We start from the raw sequence: 18,314 nt of genomic DNA on the forward strand, positions 1-18,314 counted from the left end.
TTAAAAGTATATTTTAGATTTCCCAAAATAAGTCTTGTATTTATAAGTTAGCTCTAAATTAGATAAAATTGCTTTTCTTCTAATATCATAATTAAAATAAAGTTCAGAAACATCCGATTTTATAAGTCTTGCTAAAAATTCGTCTTCAGGGTGATTGCGACGGCCATTTGTAGAAATGAATGCTTTATTAAATTTAATATTCTCTAATAAAGCAATATTGGGTTTAGTTGTTCCATGATGAGAAATTTTAACAAAATCATATTTATTACTAGCGACTTTAATCCAATCAGAACTTTCAGAATCTGCCATAAAAAGAAATTTTCTACCTTTATATGACATCTCAACAACAATTGATGCACGATTAACATCATTCATTGGGGCTAATGAAGATGTTCCAATCCAAGAATCTATATCTATTGGTGATACACCAATTTGTGAGACTGGAATATCAGATATGGCTTCACGCCCCATACTTAAGAGCATATTTTGTAAAAAAGTTAAAAAATCCTTTTTCTTCAATTCATAATTGGGGCCTAAAGAATCAATACAAACTTTATTAATCCAAGATTCTAAGTTTAATAATAGTTTTTGATTAGGATTTAAACATCTAATAGAATACTCTCCTTGTTTTAATCTAACACCTTCAACTATTGGTCTTCCATCATTGATAGAATTGAGATTATAATGATTTTCTTCACATAGCAATTCAAATGTCTGTGCCAAATTTGCAGAAATCAATCCCGCTCCAGAACCTATGAGACCTAAAAATTGTTCAAAAACCTTACCATATTTTTCTTCATTTTTACTTGATAATTTCTCGACAACATGTTTTTGTAATATAGTACTATGTTTTATCAGATTAAAAATCCCATTAAACCATATTTCTTCAATCTGAATTATATTTGGATTTAAATTATCACCATTATCCTTTAAAAATGAAATAGCCCCTCCAATATGATCTTCATCATAATGGGTAATAATAAGAAGCGAAATTACATAATCTTCACTAGATAATCTTAATAATAATGGCTTTAATTCATATTCATACGTTGATTTATATCCACAATCAATCAAAATACATCTTTTATTTGCTAATTGTAGAAGCACACAATCTCCAGATTCCGCTTTCAACAAATGAATAATATTACATATATTCATAGTAATTCAGTTCCTATAATCATATAACATCATATAACAAAGTTTAATAGCAAATAATTTGCAAATAGAATCATAATTTTAGTAATTTAGTTCTACTTATTGGGGAATTTTATAGGTACCATCAAATACAAATAATTCAGGATGTTCATGTACGAATGATTCTTCATAGATTCCATCATATTCATATACTACATCATCTTTTTTATCGAGAAAATCGAACAACTCCTCTTCATTTTCCCAGTCTTTCAAAATGGTCCATCGTTCTTCCCTATCAAATGGAATGGACCCACCAAAATAATCGATTACAGATTGTAAATTATCTGCTAATGGATCCATCTTGAAGAGGCGTAAGCCAGCTAGAGCATCCTTCCATACAATACCCGTAGAGTTATAGAAGAACTGATGATGACCACCATTATTAACCTCTGCGAAGTACCAAGATATAGCATTAAGGTATCGCTGTTCTAAAGTAAAACCTTTAGCAGATTCTAAATAGTCATCATAAGAACCATAAATATTGATAGTCCAATACGCAGGCTCATTGATAGTCCACATATCATCTGTAGCTTGGATTTCTTCAATAGTAATGGTCCGATGACGAGGTACACCTTCTCGTTTCTTCTTTTTCTCTGCTACATAATTGCTATAAGCTTTACATAACTCAGGATACTCTGCTTCACACTGTTCAAAGTCCATCTGCATATAGCACATATCAATGACTTCAAAACAGTACGATTTTATATCATCCAGATTCTTTTCCTGAGCTAAACGTACGCCCTGATCTACTAATCTTAGCATCTGTTTCATAATATCTGATGTATACGATTCATTATTATCTAAAGCAATGGCTCCATACGCATAGGCACAGCGATAATACCACACCGCATCACGATATTTTTCATCAATAGACTCTAATACCTTAATTGCCTCTTTTTCATTGCCATTATTGTTATAAGCTCTACCGAGCTCACCTAACAGAGATATAGATAAATTTTCTGTGCCCACACTAGTTAACACATCAATAATAGTTTCTACTTGTTCAGTATCATTAAGATCTTTAACAGTTTGTAATTGCTCTATATCAGAAAGTGCTTTAAATTGTTCAACCGTTAATGTCATTATGCCACATCCTGTCGTATTACAAATATAGTCTTATAGTTAACATTATTTAGAAACTAGCTACCACAAACAATAAAGAATACAGGTATACTATCTTCATTATCTATAAGTCCGTAACCTTCACATTCATGACCTTCGTATTCAATACCTTCAAAGAATACGTGATCACCAAGTTCTTTATTAGCCATTAAATTATGCAATTTAAAGAGCAATTCTTCTCTAGTAAAATATGTACCATTATCCGCCACAAGATGAGCCATAATTTCTACCTGCCACATGCCATCTTCTTTATCTTCTTCAAGTAATTCCTCATCGGTAACACGTTCATTATCAAAAAGTTGATCTTCACTTTCAATCCAAGCTTCATAGGTTACTAGAATTTCCGGTTCTTCTAATCTATCGTCGTCATCTGCTTCATCATCTACATATTTCTTTACATTTTCATTGTATTCTTTGGAAAACTCTTCTCTGCTATATGTTTGCTTATTAAATACCCAATGTACTACATCATATGTAGGATAGTTATCTTCTTCGCATTCATTAATATCTCCAGTAACTTTACCTTCCGTAGTAGCTTTACCTTCTGTAGTATCTTTACTATTTTTCTTATCAAAAAGATTCTTAATGGTTTCAAATATCACAGGATAATCCTCCTTGTACTCTTTTGGCTTAATTTTAAATAGTTGATACTTTACTACTTCACAGCACCAACCAAGCTGTTTATCTAAGTGAGCTTCTTTCGTCATTTTTATGCCTGTCTCTATTAACTGTAATGCCTTCTGTACATGTTCAGATTCGTAACATTCACCACATCCTAACATCGCATGAGCATAGCCACAACGATAATACCAAGACCAATCACGATGTGCCTCATCTATACGATTAAATAAATCGATAGCCTCTGCTGCCCGTCCATTATTGTTATACATACGTCCTAAGGTGCTTAGCAATATAGAGGACAAATTATCGATGCCTATATTATTAACAGCTCCATCGCACGCTTGATATCGATATCCTCTTGACCATTAAGGAACTTAACCTTTTCCGCATCACTTAATTCTTGAAACTCTTCGTTCGTAATGTCTTCTATACTGATATATAAGCCCTTAATAAAATCACCAAAGTTATCTGCTAATAGAGTAATTGAGTAATCACATTCTTGGTCTACACGGACAACCTTAGGTTCGCCTATAGGACCACACTCACGATAATCGAGGAAAATCATGTCATGCCCACCAGAAATCGTATCGGCTACAACGACACCGATAGGGGGATATTTTACTTTCGAAATCCAAAATTCATTCCCTATCTCACCTAAAAGAGAGTATTTCTTATCTCTATCGATGCCATATATACCTGTTATATATACACAATCCCTATTATCATTGATAAAACAATTTTTATTTACTACACCACCATTATGGTTTTTAAGTAACTCAATATAAGCTGCCGGCAATGTATACCCTAGATTTGCTTCAGCTGCTTTAATATCCTCATCAGTAACAGGTTTACCTATATAGGATTCAAATGCATAATCAACATCGTTCCAAAATCCGTTCCAATCAAAGTCTTTTAGATTACTCATAATACTCTCTCCTAGTTAAATAGATTATTTTAACCAAATAGTTTCTCATCAGTGGAATATTCTTTAATTAAAACTTTTACCCTGCGTCGTAACAAAATGGTATCAACAATATAGGAAAAAATGATATAAGGAAATACATTTATAATCGCTATAGGGGCTAAAATAACTGCTACTCGCAATAGGTCAAGTGAATATGCATACCATTTAAAATCAATGGTATTTATAATGGGTATAACATAGTCTATTACGCTTACTTCCCATTGCATTACGGGGTTTAGTTCTTCACTAGTTCCTAATAGCCAAACGAAACTTACAGCAAAGATCAAACAATATAATATGCCAACAGGAATCAATATCTTCGCTCTCTTTTTTAACAGATTACGACAAATCTCATGTTCTTCCTCTGGTGTTACATCATATACCATATTGCATTGAATCTGAATCCGTCTAAATCGATAGCGAATATACTTATACAAAAGGTTATTCGGTGTATATAGCATAATAAGCTCCACATATACGTTATAATGGGGAAAACATTAAGAATATATTAGCCATCTATGGCAAAATAATGCAAATCTTTAAATTCATCATCCCAAAATGTAAAGGAAAAGATATGGGTATCATCAAAGGTTTGCTCGCAATAGGTTACAGCATCACGTTCGGGTTCAATAATAGGCGTACCAATACGGCTTTTCACTTCTTCAATGGTTATCGTCCCATACCAATCGCTTATTTCGTTATAGATGAAAGTAACAATTGTATCTATATTCTTATGGTAATTAACAGCTAATAACTTTGCCGTATCTAAATTAGCATCTGTTGGTTTATCATCCCAGCAAAACTGTATTCCTTCGTAGGATATGGTATATTGTCTTAACTGTTCATCATATATTGCAGAATTAGTTATCATTTGTACCCTTCACATAGCTTTCCATCTTCGGTCTTAAATCTAACACTATTTCCCAACTATCTAATGCTGGCACCTTATGATGTGCAATAAAATCTGCTATTATCTGTAATACCTCTTGGGGGCCTTGCTCATTTTTACCATATATAATAGCGCCTTTCTCACCATTATTAGTTACACTAATTTCTGTATGTAATAAATCAGTATCTTGATCACTACAAACTTGTACAAAGTTATACTTTTTATTATCTATTAAGATTGCATTTAATGGTAATATAACTACAAAATCTTGCTCTTGATCTTGAATAGCATATAGATTTTGCTCAACTTCATTCAGTGTAATACCTTCATATTTATAAGTACCTACATCAATTGACCAATCAGTATATGTTTTATCGAAGTCAGCTATCATATATATCCTATTCTCCTTAACTACATATTAAAATTACCTTATTTTAAAATAAAGTTTCTAATTGACCTGACATATCCGCCATAAATTCATCAAATTTACAAAGTTCTCGTAACTCTTGATGTTCTATATCATAACAACTAATCTTTTTACTTTTAGGATCCCACACAATTTGCCACTCATTATACTCGCCTAGTTCTTTAGATAAACGCAATAGATTACGACGACCTAATTTAAATGGAATCGTATCAATAAGTGGGAAGAACTCTATAGATATAAAATCGGAGTCTGGTAATTCAAAGTAAAGATGATCGCCCTCTAAAAAATTTACTAATGCTTTTGGTAATTTAAAGGGCTTTAACTGATCCATCTTATTCTGTATATCATGGAACTCAGCAGGCTCTAAAGATTTAAAATACTCTGCCATTTCCATATCGCCCTTTTCAATGGCAATGCTATAGGGACGCATACCATCCTTTTCCGTAATGGTTACATCAGCACCATGTTCTACCAAGTATTTACACATCTTTAAGTCTACATACCGAGCTGCTACACACAATGGGGTTGGTTTAAAGGGATATACAGAATCAGGCTTGTTGTAGTTAATATCTACACCATTGTGGATGAAAAAATCTAGGACCTCATAATTTCTATCTGTAATGGCATTTCTGAAAGCTCGACCACCATATTGCTGTACCGTATGGCCTAAGTCATGAATAATCTGTAAGTGATTATATTTCTTGCCATATAAGGCAGCTTGAAAAGCATCTACTTTCACACGGTTCAAAGCATGAACATTGGCACCATGAGCCACAACATAATCTATAATCTCTTTATTACCATATCTAACAGCTAATAAGAAACTAGGATTTTCTGCCTCATTAAGATTAGCACCATGTTCTACTAACCATTGAACACTTGGCAAACAACACATGACTAAAGCTAATTCTAAGGGTGTATGCTCACTATATTCATCATTTTCTATGACTTCAGGAATATCCCAACCAGCCGCCAACGCCGACACAAGTGCAAGTAGATTACCCTCAATAATATCCGTCACTATTTTAGGCACAGATTCAAAAGTACCTAAATCTTTTATCTCTATCATGTCTCTCTCCCATGAACTATATTTTTAAAATGATTATCACTAATTACATTATATTACATTTATAAGTATGATTGTATAGTAAAAGCCCCTCGTATAAGCGAAAGGCTATCATATATCAAATACAATTCTAAAATCTCAATTTATCTTTTCATAACGAAATAACAAGAACATTAATAAATTTTAATCCATGCACATTTAAAAATTGCATTCCACAGATAGTCTATTTACCATGACGCTTGGCAACTTGACAGATAATCTCTTCATCACTCTTTTCATCACTTGGATTAGGAGAAAAATAAAAACTAAGATTCTGATCTTCTCTATATTTATAATATAAAAAAGATCTTAAAGTACGAGCCTTATTACTATTTTCTATAGTTCTAGTATTCTTATGACCATTTGTACTCCCATTACGTTTAACATCATAACAAAATATTGCATCAGGATTATTACCTTCACATCTTGAACCTTCTAATCTCCTAAGCAAATCGCTCTTTTCCTCTATTTTCTTAACAGGTATAAACTTTGCAAAAATTTTCGAAAAATCAATAAATAAGTCACGATTAGCATCGCTTCTATTGATATTAAAAAATTTAGCGAACTCATCTCTACTATTAAAATATATTTCCCAAAAATCTGCATAAGCATGAATAGAATCTTTAACATTATTGCCTCTAATAAATTCTAATTTTACTTTTGCATAATCACTTGGTTTTCTCTCGTTTTCGTTATACACTTTAAGAATTACTACATAATTTTCACTCTTATACTTAAACCAAAAAGTATCGATTATCCATTCATTTTCCTTCATACTCTTTAATAACTTTCGAAGATTTTCAAATCTAACCTCAGCCACAAAACGCACCACCTTCTATTTTGATAAAACTAATCTTATAAATATTATCTAACAGCGTCAAACTCTTCACAATTCAGTTTTGCTTTTAAATCTCTAAAATATATTTTTTGTTGTCGTTTCAAATATAAGCTTATAAATGGCTTAAGTATTGATTTTTTAGAAACAATATTTTCTGTAAAATCTAGAATCGTTTTATCTCCCTCCGCATAAAATTTTCCAACCCAAGTACCCTTAATATTTTTATTTTCTATCTCAAATATCCATGACTGGTATTTGATACATTCTGTAATTTTAAAATAAGTTTCAATACCATCCTTTGTAATCTCTATAAAGTTATGCTCATCTATAATTCTTACATCTTTTAAATCACTTCTCCATGAATAATCATTCAGATTTGTCACTGTATCCCATACTATTTCTATTGGACATATTAATGTAGCTCTTAAATTAGAAACTGCCATAGTAATCACCTCAAATATATTAAAAATACACATAATCAATAAAAGATGGATTAAACTCTTTAACCTACTTACATATCTCTACAACCCCCTTAATAATATTCATATTAATATAAGTAGTATTCATAACATGATAATATTCAGAAACATATTTCAATGATATACTTAAAATAGTGTATTTTTATTTATTAAAGGGTTGTGTGTATGAGAAAAAGTAAATGTAAGAAAAAAGCAAGTGGTTGCAATCAAACCATTACCTCGAAAGCTCTATTATTTTCCATGATTTTAACGGCTATGAGTGGTCAAATTGTAAATGCCATTGACAAGAATGTAACAGATGAACCTGTACCATTACCAACTTATAATGTGACTGTGACAGCTACAAGAACAATGGAAGACATTGTAAAAACACCTAGTTCTGTTTCTGTTGTAACAACGGAAGATATTGAAGCGCGAAGAGCTGATACGGTAGCAGATGCTCTACAAATGTTGCCTGGTGTTTATAAAAGCCAAAAAGCCAATGGCGGCTTACAAATCCGTGGATTTGACTCTACCAATACATTAGTACTACTTAATGGTGTACCAATGAATAATACATTTAATAATAGTGTTGATTGGGAAGCTATACCGGTACATTCAATTGAACGAATTGAGCTAGTACGTGGCCCTAGCTCTTCTTTATATGGTGGTAGAGGTGTGGCAGGTGTTATCAGCATACAAACGAAACAAGCAGAACCAAAACAATCCGTAAAAGACATTCATTGGCATGGTCAAGTTGGATATGGCTCTCATGGAACACTGAATGACGAGTTAGGCTTTGACGCTCGTGTATCAGATCGTGTTGCTGTTGGTATGTCTTTTGAACAAAGACGTACCGATGGATATCCAGGTTTCTTCATTACTGGCAAAGCAGCAAAAATCAAACCTAATACAAAAACAGTGACACCTGATAATCCTGTACCACAAACCAAAGATGGTGCCTATCTATTAGGTAGTCGAGGTAATAAGTCATATAATAATAAAAGTCTTTCAACCTATATAACGATGAATCTACGTGACAAGGAAGCTTTAACATATTCATATCTATACACAAAAAATAGATATGCCTATGAAAATCCTATGAGTACGATTACAGTAAATGGTAAACCAGTTTTCTCAGGAAACATCAAAATAAATGATCAAAAATATGTGGCTCTTAGAACAAGTAGATATTTAGGCTATGATGGATTGAAAGAATATCACGCTCATAATTTACAATATAAAAATGACAAGAGCAAATTACAAGTTATTTTTAATGTATTGGATCGCAAGAAAGACGGATTCTCTAGTCCTAATAGTCCAAACACACCAAACTATAATGGACCTGGCGATGACTCCTTCTACCCTGGAAAAACAATTAACTTAGATGTACAAAAAATCTGGGACCGTATGGGTAAACATACTCTTGTTGCTGGATTAAACTGGAAAAAAGAAAACTTTGATCAAAAACGAAGAGAACTAACAAATTGGAGAAATCATTCCTCTTTTGATTCTACAACATATCCAGGTGGATTGTATGAAATTAACAAAGGCGCTACTAACAATCTAGCATTATTCATACAAGATACTTATCGACCTAATAATGATTGGGCAATTTATACAGGGCTTCGTATAGACCGATTTAAAAAGTACCATGGACAACACGTTACGTATGATAAGGTTAATAAAAAATATGACACCGTAAATCATGGAGAAGGCACATATACAGAATTGAGTCCTAGATTGGCTATTGAACATTATTTGAATGACTCTTTGAACGTGTATGCTTCTTACGGACACTCCTTTAACCCACCTCCATTGAGCCAAGTGTATCGATATAGTGATATTGTAAAAGCCAATCCTAACTTAGATCCAGAACGGTCTGACTCATTTGAAATTGGTCTAAAAAAAGAATGGAATACAAAAACAACATTAAATGTATCTGGATTCTATGTAAAAACAAAAGACAAAATAAAATATGTAACCTATTATGATCGTAATGGTGATGTAGATTATAAAATGTATAATAATGTGGACCTAGAAACTCGCCGTGGTGTAGAACTAGAAGTTCGACATAAATTATCATCAAAATGGTCTGTATTTGGAAATTATACTTGGCAAATGGGCCGTATTAAACACAAAGAACTTCCTAATACAAATACTAACGAATATACGGAAGTAAATTATGATATTCCTAAACATATATTCCATGCAGGGCTTGAATATACTAGTGGCAAATGGAATGCACTTTGGGATACTCAATATGTAAGTCGTCGTCAATCTGTAGATGACATTACTGGTCAATATGGTTCTGAGGATAGTTACTTTATTTCTAATATAGCTATGAATTATAAGTTCTCTAAAGAGGCGACATTGCAGTTTGGTATTCAAAATGTATTTAACCGCATATTCTTTAATGATGAAGCAACAGCCGGTCGTACATACTCCGCAAGTATGAAGTTTAAATTCTAGTAATCATTGGTCAAATTATAGTAAAAGCCCTTCATATATGATATGTACCCCCTTTACTGGACAACCAGTAAAGGGGGTACATATCACTATGCGAAGGGCTTCTCTATTATTTGTCTATTTCGAGTCCATTGATAAAAGCAAACTTAACCATATCAGCTCCATAAAACTCTCCTTCATCTAATAAGATACTTTCCTTCGGCAAGTCTTTCAAATGATTATAAAAGCCAATATATTTACTGCTTAACTTATCTTTTTCTATTATCTTATTAAAATACTGCTCAGCCTTAGCTTTTCCACCAAAGTGATAAATATAATACAGTAAATTATGATCAATTATATCTCCATCTATAAACTTTTCAATATTACTTTCTGTATCTTCAAAATCATCAAATATTGGCATGATATGTTCCTCAAGTAATTTGCTAACTTCATCTACAGTATACTGATAGCTTGCTCCTGCTAATTGCCACCAGTGCCAAGCTTTTCTATTTAATAAGCTTCCAAGCTCTCCGCCATAAACAAATCCATTATGATAATTAGCCTTCTTCATATCTTTTGAATAAATAAAAATATGTGGAACAAATTCTACACTACACGCATAATTATTTCTGTTAGCCTGAAAACAGATTTCAAAGGTAAGATCTTTATTTTTAGAGATTTTCTTTAACTTCTGACCTTTACCGGTCACCTTAAAATCTGGAAAATGACTCGCTATATCTTGCCACGCTTTTTCACATACCTCTCTAGGCTTCAATGTCATACTAATACTCCTCAAATATCTTATAACTTATTGATATTAATTATATTACATCTACTAGTATGAGTGTATAGTAAAAGCCCTTCGCCTATGTGAAGGGCTAATCTATTATTTTTCTTGTACTTGTTTTCCACTCATATGCTCAATGGTGATTTCAAACATCTGTGTTGCTCTCCCATTACGAGCAATTTGTTCATCAGCTAAAGTTTCATCAGGATAATACTTCATAGCAAATTCTTTTAATCGCTCTATAGATTCTGGTCCAGCCTCTAATAAACGACACCGCCCAAACACAACTACGCTTTGTACATACGGTGCCCAGAATTCAGATTCATCAATACGCTCATTACCATATACGGTAAAACATACCTTATCTGAAGTTTTCAATGCATCTACTTTATGACCCGCTTTAGCTCCATGAAAGTAAATTTTCCTCTTATCAGAATCATAAAAATAATTGATAGGAATAGCATACGGATAGCTCTCATCACCATTCATAGCAATAATTCCACGACGATTAGATTGTAATAAAGCTTCTGCAGCACTATGGTCTATTTCATTTATCTTTTTACGAACTGGTTTAAACATATATATCTCCTAATTTTTCTTACTAATTGTATTTACAAGATACATGAAAGTACCACTATTAGTATTATCAACTTTAGAATACTCTTTCCAGTTTATGGGATACATACCCGTTAATACTATGGGTGCTTCCATTCCACGCATTGTTCCTTTTCCTGTATTAGCGTCCCAATTCATGCATCCAGTTTTAATAGAACCATTCTCAATAGAAAATTCAGCATATGTACAATTTACCTTTGTCGGAGGCTTTAGATAAGACATCTCACTAGTTATCTTAATAGTATAACCTTCAATAAATTTACTAGTCTTATCCCTGAACTCCTCTATACGCATAATATCTTTTAAATAATTATAGCAGCCTTGATCCTTAGCCCCTTGCTCCTTCAACACATACACTTCATCATTTATAGTTTTAATGCATCTTTTTGTCGTATATTTAAGCTCAATAGGAATCCATTTACCATTTAATATAACAAGAATATCAAGATGTAAGCTAGGATTAAATTCAGGCACAAATTCTAATCGAATTTCACAATCAGGGTATTTCTTTTTTATGAGCCAAGCTAAGCTAAACTGAAAGTCTGCTTCAGAATGAAATATTGGTCGCCACATACTCAATAGGTGCATTATCTCATGAATATCTAAGATTGATTCCATAACACATACCTCATCGAATACAATACATCTATTTATTCTAATTATATTACATTTATAAGTATGAATGTATAGTAAAAGCCTTCAGATAAGTGAAGGGCTTTTAGTCTAGACAACAAAATATCATTATTGATTATTTTAATATCCACGATATTCATGCAATAAGTGAGATAGTTTATTATTCAACTCTATAAAATTTATCAAATAATGCTCATCTATATAAAATTGTTGATTGGTAATTCTATCTTTTGTAGCTAAAATTTGCTCTTCTTTAGATGACGTACATCTGAAACTATGAATGATGCGATTTCTCTTATAAACAATATCTGAAAATAACTCGGCTATTTCTGCACCAGCATTTTTCGTAATTGTTTGAGCAATAGGCGATTTAAGTTGGCCTGATTCTTTATCAATCAAGTCATACCAAGAATAATCACTATCTGTATTAATAATGTTCTCTATAATAAAACCATTATTAGAGATAAATACTGAAATAGCCATCCCCAACAAGTAAACATACTCGTCCTTAGGTAAAGATATCCTAGCAAGTGATCGAAGCTCCATTTTCTTACTCCTTTAAAAGATACGACTTATATTATTTATCTACAAGAAGAAATAGTCTCATAATAGTTTATAAAATATCAATTTAAATAGTTATTTGTCTATCACTATATATTCTTGTTTCAAAATAACCATAGCCTAAATTTGACGCCTTCCAGTCTCCAGCAACTATAATAAATTTATCTTTATTTTCAAATACCATATTTCTTATCTTTTTATAAAGGTTTATATCAGAAATAGATAATATAAAATGATAATTAGGATTTGCTACAGGGGCTACTAAATAAATCTCATTTTTATCACTATCGTAAAAGCGACCTTTTACACAAGACTCAATTATTTTAAAGCCGAAAACACCTTTAGGATACCAGTATGCAGTTCTATCATCTAAAATCATTCTTCCAATTTTCTCATTTCCATATGAGTAATTAGGAGGAAATCGTTTGCATATAGAATATATCTGCTTTATTGTACTGAGTGTGAGATTATAATATTCACCATATGAAGATTTTTTAGAATTCCCACTTGAATTTTTCGGATTCTTCTTAACTAAAAGATTTTGCATCGCATTTTCAAAAGAAAAATTTAATTCATTAAATTTATTGTCATCAAAAGCGACTGAACTATTTGCATAAGGACAATTAGCAATATGTTTATACGCAGATTTAGTTGCTCTAAAATATGCTTTCCGAGAGCCATCACCAGCACATACAAATAATTTACTATTACATAGCGGATTTGGACAATAAAAAGATTTATCCCTATTTTCTTCAAGAGCCTCACTTGCTAGTATTAAATCTTGTCTTTCTTTATCTCTATATGCATGGTTAGCCAAAGAATCATCTCCATTTATAATTAACCAACTTACTAACCCCATTATTATATTTCCTATAAAATTTACTATAATTGAATTTCTCTCCCGCTCTTACATAACCAGTACTAATACTTACTGCGTCACTTCGTTTCTAGTAAGCAAAGCCACCGCTTCGACATGTGCTGTCATAGGGAACATGTCAACAGGTTGTACTTCTTCTAGTTCATAGCCATAGTGTGTGAGGATTTCAATGTCACGCGCCATAGTTGCTGGGTTACAGGATACGTAGACAATGCGTTTTGGTTCCATACCTGCAGCAGAGGTTAGTACTTCTTCTTTACAGCCCGCTCGGATTGGGTCGAATACGATGACATCTGGTCGTACGCCTGCTTTATAGAGTTTTGGCATTTCTACAGCCGCATCGGCGACGATAAACTCTGTATTATCATAGCCATTGCGTCGGGCGTTTTCACGAGCGTTGTTAATAGCTGGTTCTACGATTTCTATGCCAATAACATGTTTTGCCTTATGAGCTAAAAACAATGAAATGGTACCTGTTCCACAGTACGCATCGATAACAGTTTCCTCCCCTTTTAGATTCGCATATTTTAGTGCTTGATCGTAAAGGACTGTAGTTTGTTCTGGATTAACTTGGAAAAAAGAGTGAGGTGATAAAGTAAACCGCAAGTCTTTAATATGGTCTGTAATAGTCCCATCTCCATAAAGGATGCGATTTTTAGGTCCAAGAATAACATTTGTACGCTTACCATTCACGTTATGAACGATTGTTTCCACTTGAGGCACACGTTCAGTCAGGTTTTTAACCCACTTTTCTTGATGCGGTAAGTTATCTGTTGCGGTTACAAGAATAACCATCCATCCAGATTGTCCAATACGACCGATTACATGGCGTAGTATACCTTTGCCTGTATGTTCATTATAAGGTTCGATATCAAATTCTTTAGCAATTTGATAGCAGGCTTGAGCAATGCTATTATTGCCTTCATCTTGTATGGGACAATTCGTGCCTTGCACGATATCGTGAGAACCCATGGCATAAAATCCCATGAGAATATCACCTTTAGTACCACCTACAGGCATTTGCATTTTGTTACGATATGCCCAAGGGTCTTTTGGACCTAATGCGGGTTTCACAAGTTCTGGGTTTTGATGTCCAATGCGTTCTATAACATCTTTCACCTTTTGTGTTTTTAGTGAAAGCTGCCCTTCATAGGTAATATGTTGTAATTGACAACCACCACAGAATCCGTAAAGATCACAACTGGCATCGATCCGATTCGGCGCCATAGTAACGATTTCCAAGAGTCTACCTGTAGCATACGTTTTTTTCACCATAGTAATAGATACTTTCACTGTTTCCCCAGGTAAGGCAAAGGGAACAAACACTGTAAAGTCCTCTACGCGACCTACCCCTTCGCCACTACTGCCAATACCGTGAATGGTAACTAATACTTCGTCCCCAAGTTTAACAGGGGCATTTAAAAGAGCTTGTTGTTTTTTAGATACAGAAGTATTGGTATTTTGTTGTCCATTATAATGATTGGAATTCTGTTTCCCATTAGATCGATTTTTATTCTGTTGTTTAAATTTCGATTTATTCTTACGAGATGTACGACTTGTACCATTCATTACGAGTCTCTTTTCTTCCAAATTTTAATCATACCAGTTACAATGAGTACAAAGAATACCGTTCCAAATTTCACCAATAACTCTTCCCCTTGAATATAGGGAACAAGGAGTGGATCTTCTACAATCATTTCACCAGCAACCCAACCTAATAAAGCACCACCAGCCCAAAGGATGACAGGAAACTTATTAATGATACGAGCAAATAGTGTAGAGCAGAACACAATGATTGGAACAGTGATTAACATACCAACAATAACGAGCTCTAAATGTCCTTTAGCGGCACCAACTACGCCAATTACATTATCGATACTCATCATCGCATCAGCCACAATGATTGTCCAAATGGCTCCCATTAAGGAATTCTTAGCTTCGATATGTGCATCTTCATCTCCACCTTTTAAGAGTTGAATGGCAATCCATACAAGTACAAGTCCACCACCTAAGTGAATAAGAGGAATTAAAGTAAGTGCTTCTACTAAAAGAGTGGCAAATACAAGGCGCATTCCAATAGCCCCCACTGTACCCCAGATAACAGCTTTCTTTTGTAATTCTGGTGCCAATTTACCCGCTGCCATCCCAATAACAACGGCATTATCCCCGGCCAATAATATATCGATCAAAATAATTTTGCTAATCGTTATCCACGTTGCAACTTCTAAAAATTCCATTCTATACTTACCTCAATTCACTCTGCTAATTCTATAACTATCCCTTAACTATACCACAAATTCTCTATTTTCTCATCTAAAAGAAAGCTCTTAGACTACCACTGTTATTCTTAAGATTAGCCTATAAGGTTCATTATAATGACTATACTTTTACGAAAAAAATATCTCTCCTCCTACGACTAGAAGAAGAGATATATTACATTATTTTTTAAGTTTCTTTACTAACAAAGATGCCCCTACTACGAGAATAACAGCACCAATTTTAATGAGTAATGCATACGGTTCTACGGTATGTGAAATTAATTTATCTTCCACACTCATCGCTGCACCCACCCAGGCAAGGATACCGCCACCAACGTAAAGGATGATTGGAAAGCGTTCGATAACTTTTACAAATAAAGTACTACCATAAATGATAATAGGTACTGTAATAAGCATACCGACAGCAACTAATGTCATATTACCACTAGCGGCACCAACTACACCAATAACATTATCAATACCCATAATTCCATCTGCAATAACAATGGTCATGATAGCAGCGCGCAAATTATCTTTAGCCTCGATATTGTGCTCGCTATCATCATCAACAACAAGCTTGTAACCGATCCATAAAAGAAGGATACCACCAACTAAACGAAGAGCAGGAATATTGTTCAATGCCTCTACAAATAGGAATGCCATAACAAGACGTAAAATAATAGCGCCAGCTGTGCCCCAGAAAATCGCCTTCTTCTGTAAATGTGCGGGTAGGTTGCGAGCCGCCATACCAATAACGATGGCATTATCACCAGCTAATAAAATATCAATAACGATGATTTGAAGCATCGCTAATAAGCCTTGTACAGTTAAGATGTCCAATGTATCCTCCTTAGAATAAAACAATAGTATATATATTATAATCGATATAGTAAAGTAGTGTAAAATTCAATTATCAACATATATATACGTTTTTATCATAATTCTTTCTTATTAAATAAGATAGTTTATATAAGGTCATTTCTCCCCTTACATAATCACAATATGGGCTCTATTTTTTTTATAAATTTAATTCCTTTTTCCCTTAGGTTTTGGCTATTAAATTAAGCTACTTTATGATATGGTATAGTATATCGTTACTAGGGAGGTTAGTATGTATCAAACATATTCTATACTGCAAAAATTATGGTTGTTTATAAAACTATTTACTCCAATGTGCATCACTCAATTTTCCCTGATTGGGGCGACCTTTATCGCCATCTTTTTAACGGGGCAATATAGTACGACTGATTTAGCTGGTGTTGCTACGGGATATAATTTATGGCTCCTCTTCTATATCTTTGCACAAGGTACATTAATGGGTATCACACCAATTATTTCTCAACTATTAGGAGCTAAGAAAACAGATGATATTCCAATAATCTTTCATCAAGGCCTTTTCATCGGTACAGGACTAGCATTTTTAATTTTACTAATCGGTATATTCGGCTTACGGCCTTTATTGACATATTTAAATCTTGAGCCGGCCGCCACCGAGGTATGTATTAGTTATCTGAAAGCCTTTGCACTTGGTTTATTCCCATTACTCTGGGTAAATACCTTGCGTAACACTGTCGATTCTCACGGATTAACGCATTACTCCATGGCCATCGTCTTTACAAGCTTTGTGATTAACGTATTCTTAAATTATGCACTCATCTTTGGTCATTACGGTTTTCCTGAAATTGGTGGTGTTGGTGCTGGCTACGGTATTGCTGGTGCCTGTTGGACAAACTTAGTTCTATTTAGCTTAGTCATTCTATTGCATCCTAAGTTAAAAGGCTATCGCATCTATAAAGATTTCCATAGCCCGAATTTTCACTATATCCGTGAACAATTACAAGTTGGTATACCCATTGGTTTTTCTATCTTTTTTGAAGCTAGTATCTTTAGCATTGCTGGGCTCTTAATGGTTCACTTTGGATCTGCTGTAGTAGCAGCTCATCAATCTGTCATTTCTTTTACTAATGTATTCTACTGCTTACCATTAAGTATCGCCATGTCCGCTACCATTGCCGTTGCCTATGAACTCGGTGCAGGACGAAAAATAGAAGCTATCCAATACTCTTATATTTCTCGTGTATTAGCCATCATCATAGCCGTTCTCATTTGTGCCTTTACGTTCACTCATATGGATAATATTGCGGATCTATTTACAAATGATGATGAAGTATATGAACTTATTTATCAATTCCTTGGATATGGCGTATTCTTTGCCGCTATCGATGCCATCGGTACTCCATTACAAGGTATTCTAAGAGCTTACAAGGATGTAAAAATAGTGCTTTACATCTCCCTCGTATCGTATTGGGGCGTATGTTTCCCAACAGCTTATACCCTTGCCAAAAATCCTAATTATGGACCATTTGGCGTATGGATTGGGTTGTTGGCTAGCGTAGTAGTTGCGGGTATATTATTTACACTTCGCACATACTACATACAACATTACAAACCTAGAACTATTGTAAAATAATAAAATCACCTATTGATTACGCTCAAGTGTAAGTAATCAATAGG

General features: G+C 33.6%; 18 protein-coding genes and 1 pseudogene. 2 read left to right on the forward strand and 17 right to left on the reverse strand.

Annotated elements, in window-relative coordinates:
- From E6X37_RS03505 to E6X37_RS03545, 9 genes and pseudogenes are all read right to left on the reverse strand, one after another.
- A complete protein-coding gene (locus E6X37_RS03505; protein ID WP_156697482.1) occupies positions 1 to 1,158 on the reverse strand; it encodes an MBL fold metallo-hydrolase in 1,158 nt (385 codons plus the stop codon).
- A gap of 96 nt (positions 1,159 to 1,254) precedes the next feature.
- Positions 1,255 to 2,277, reverse strand: a complete 1,023-nt coding sequence (locus tag E6X37_RS03510) for a DMP19 family protein (protein ID WP_156697481.1) — start codon at positions 2,275 to 2,277, stop codon at positions 1,255 to 1,257.
- A 56-nt stretch (positions 2,278 to 2,333) separates the two neighbouring features.
- Positions 2,334 to 3,862, reverse strand: a pseudogene (locus E6X37_RS03515) (SMI1/KNR4 family protein).
- A 29-nt stretch (positions 3,863 to 3,891) separates the two neighbouring features.
- Positions 3,892 to 4,362, reverse strand: coding sequence for a glycosyl transferase family 4 (locus E6X37_RS03520; protein WP_156697480.1), 471 nt, complete (start codon positions 4,360 to 4,362; stop codon positions 3,892 to 3,894).
- A gap of 47 nt (positions 4,363 to 4,409) precedes the next feature.
- Entirely contained in the window at positions 4,410 to 4,769 is a 360-nt protein-coding gene (locus E6X37_RS03525; protein WP_316689549.1) for a hypothetical protein, read from the reverse strand.
- Positions 4,762 to 5,181, reverse strand: coding sequence for a bacteriocin (locus E6X37_RS03530; protein ID WP_156697479.1), 420 nt, complete (start codon positions 5,179 to 5,181; stop codon positions 4,762 to 4,764). Before E6X37_RS03530 ends, E6X37_RS03525 begins: the two co-directional genes overlap by 8 nt.
- A gap of 43 nt (positions 5,182 to 5,224) precedes the next feature.
- A complete protein-coding gene (locus E6X37_RS03535) occupies positions 5,225 to 6,286 on the reverse strand; it encodes an ankyrin repeat domain-containing protein (protein ID WP_316689518.1) in 1,062 nt (353 codons plus the stop codon).
- Between the two features lie 220 nt (positions 6,287 to 6,506).
- Positions 6,507 to 7,142: a DUF6037 family protein gene (locus E6X37_RS03540; protein ID WP_232054977.1), complete on the reverse strand. Its 636-nt coding sequence runs from the start codon at positions 7,140 to 7,142 to the stop codon at positions 6,507 to 6,509.
- Between the two features lie 44 nt (positions 7,143 to 7,186).
- On the reverse strand, positions 7,187 to 7,603 hold the full coding sequence (locus E6X37_RS03545; RefSeq protein ID WP_156697477.1) for a polyketide cyclase: 417 nt from the start codon (positions 7,601 to 7,603) through the stop codon (positions 7,187 to 7,189).
- 201 nt (positions 7,604 to 7,804) lie between these two features.
- Here E6X37_RS03545 and E6X37_RS03550 point away from each other — a divergent pair, with 201 nt between their 5' ends.
- Positions 7,805 to 10,090, forward strand: coding sequence for a TonB-dependent receptor (locus tag E6X37_RS03550; protein ID WP_316581245.1), 2,286 nt, complete (start codon positions 7,805 to 7,807; stop codon positions 10,088 to 10,090).
- Between the two features lie 106 nt (positions 10,091 to 10,196).
- Here E6X37_RS03550 and E6X37_RS03555 read toward each other — a convergent pair whose 3' ends face one another.
- The 8 genes from E6X37_RS03555 to E6X37_RS03590 all read right to left on the reverse strand — a co-directional run bounded on the left by E6X37_RS03555 (position 10,197) and on the right by E6X37_RS03590 (position 16,640).
- Positions 10,197 to 10,850 (reverse strand): DUF4304 domain-containing protein, encoded by a 654-nt coding sequence (locus E6X37_RS03555; protein WP_156697476.1) that lies wholly within the window; start codon positions 10,848 to 10,850, stop codon positions 10,197 to 10,199.
- Between the two features lie 105 nt (positions 10,851 to 10,955).
- Positions 10,956 to 11,435: a pyridoxamine 5'-phosphate oxidase family protein gene (locus E6X37_RS03560; RefSeq protein WP_156697475.1), complete on the reverse strand. Its 480-nt coding sequence runs from the start codon at positions 11,433 to 11,435 to the stop codon at positions 10,956 to 10,958.
- 9 nt (positions 11,436 to 11,444) lie between these two features.
- On the reverse strand, positions 11,445 to 12,089 hold the full coding sequence (locus tag E6X37_RS03565; protein WP_004693475.1) for a hypothetical protein: 645 nt from the start codon (positions 12,087 to 12,089) through the stop codon (positions 11,445 to 11,447).
- 135 nt (positions 12,090 to 12,224) lie between these two features.
- Positions 12,225 to 12,650 (reverse strand): hypothetical protein, encoded by a 426-nt coding sequence (locus E6X37_RS03570; RefSeq protein ID WP_004693473.1) that lies wholly within the window; start codon positions 12,648 to 12,650, stop codon positions 12,225 to 12,227.
- 82 nt (positions 12,651 to 12,732) lie between these two features.
- Entirely contained in the window at positions 12,733 to 13,524 is a 792-nt protein-coding gene (locus tag E6X37_RS03575; protein WP_004693472.1) for a hypothetical protein, read from the reverse strand.
- Positions 13,525 to 13,593: 69 nt separating this feature from the next.
- Positions 13,594 to 15,111: a 23S rRNA (uracil(1939)-C(5))-methyltransferase RlmD gene (gene rlmD, locus E6X37_RS03580; protein ID WP_004693470.1), complete on the reverse strand. Its 1,518-nt coding sequence runs from the start codon at positions 15,109 to 15,111 to the stop codon at positions 13,594 to 13,596.
- The gene (locus E6X37_RS03585; RefSeq protein WP_156697474.1) at positions 15,111 to 15,779 is read right to left on the reverse strand and encodes a TerC family protein; all 669 of its coding nucleotides are present in this window, start codon (positions 15,777 to 15,779) and stop codon (positions 15,111 to 15,113) included. Before E6X37_RS03585 ends, rlmD begins: the two co-directional genes overlap by 1 nt.
- Positions 15,780 to 15,980: 201 nt before the next feature.
- On the reverse strand, positions 15,981 to 16,640 hold the full coding sequence (locus E6X37_RS03590) for a TerC family protein (RefSeq protein ID WP_039964892.1): 660 nt from the start codon (positions 16,638 to 16,640) through the stop codon (positions 15,981 to 15,983).
- A 271-nt stretch (positions 16,641 to 16,911) separates the two neighbouring features.
- Between E6X37_RS03590 and E6X37_RS03595 the strand changes: the two genes are divergently transcribed.
- Positions 16,912 to 18,270, forward strand: a complete 1,359-nt coding sequence (locus E6X37_RS03595; protein ID WP_156697473.1) for an MATE family efflux transporter — start codon at positions 16,912 to 16,914, stop codon at positions 18,268 to 18,270.
- Positions 18,271 to 18,314 lie beyond the last annotated feature (44 nt).

Source organism: Veillonella parvula (assembly GCF_032550495.1).
Lineage (GTDB): Bacteria > Bacillota > Negativicutes > Veillonellales > Veillonellaceae > Veillonella > Veillonella parvula_G.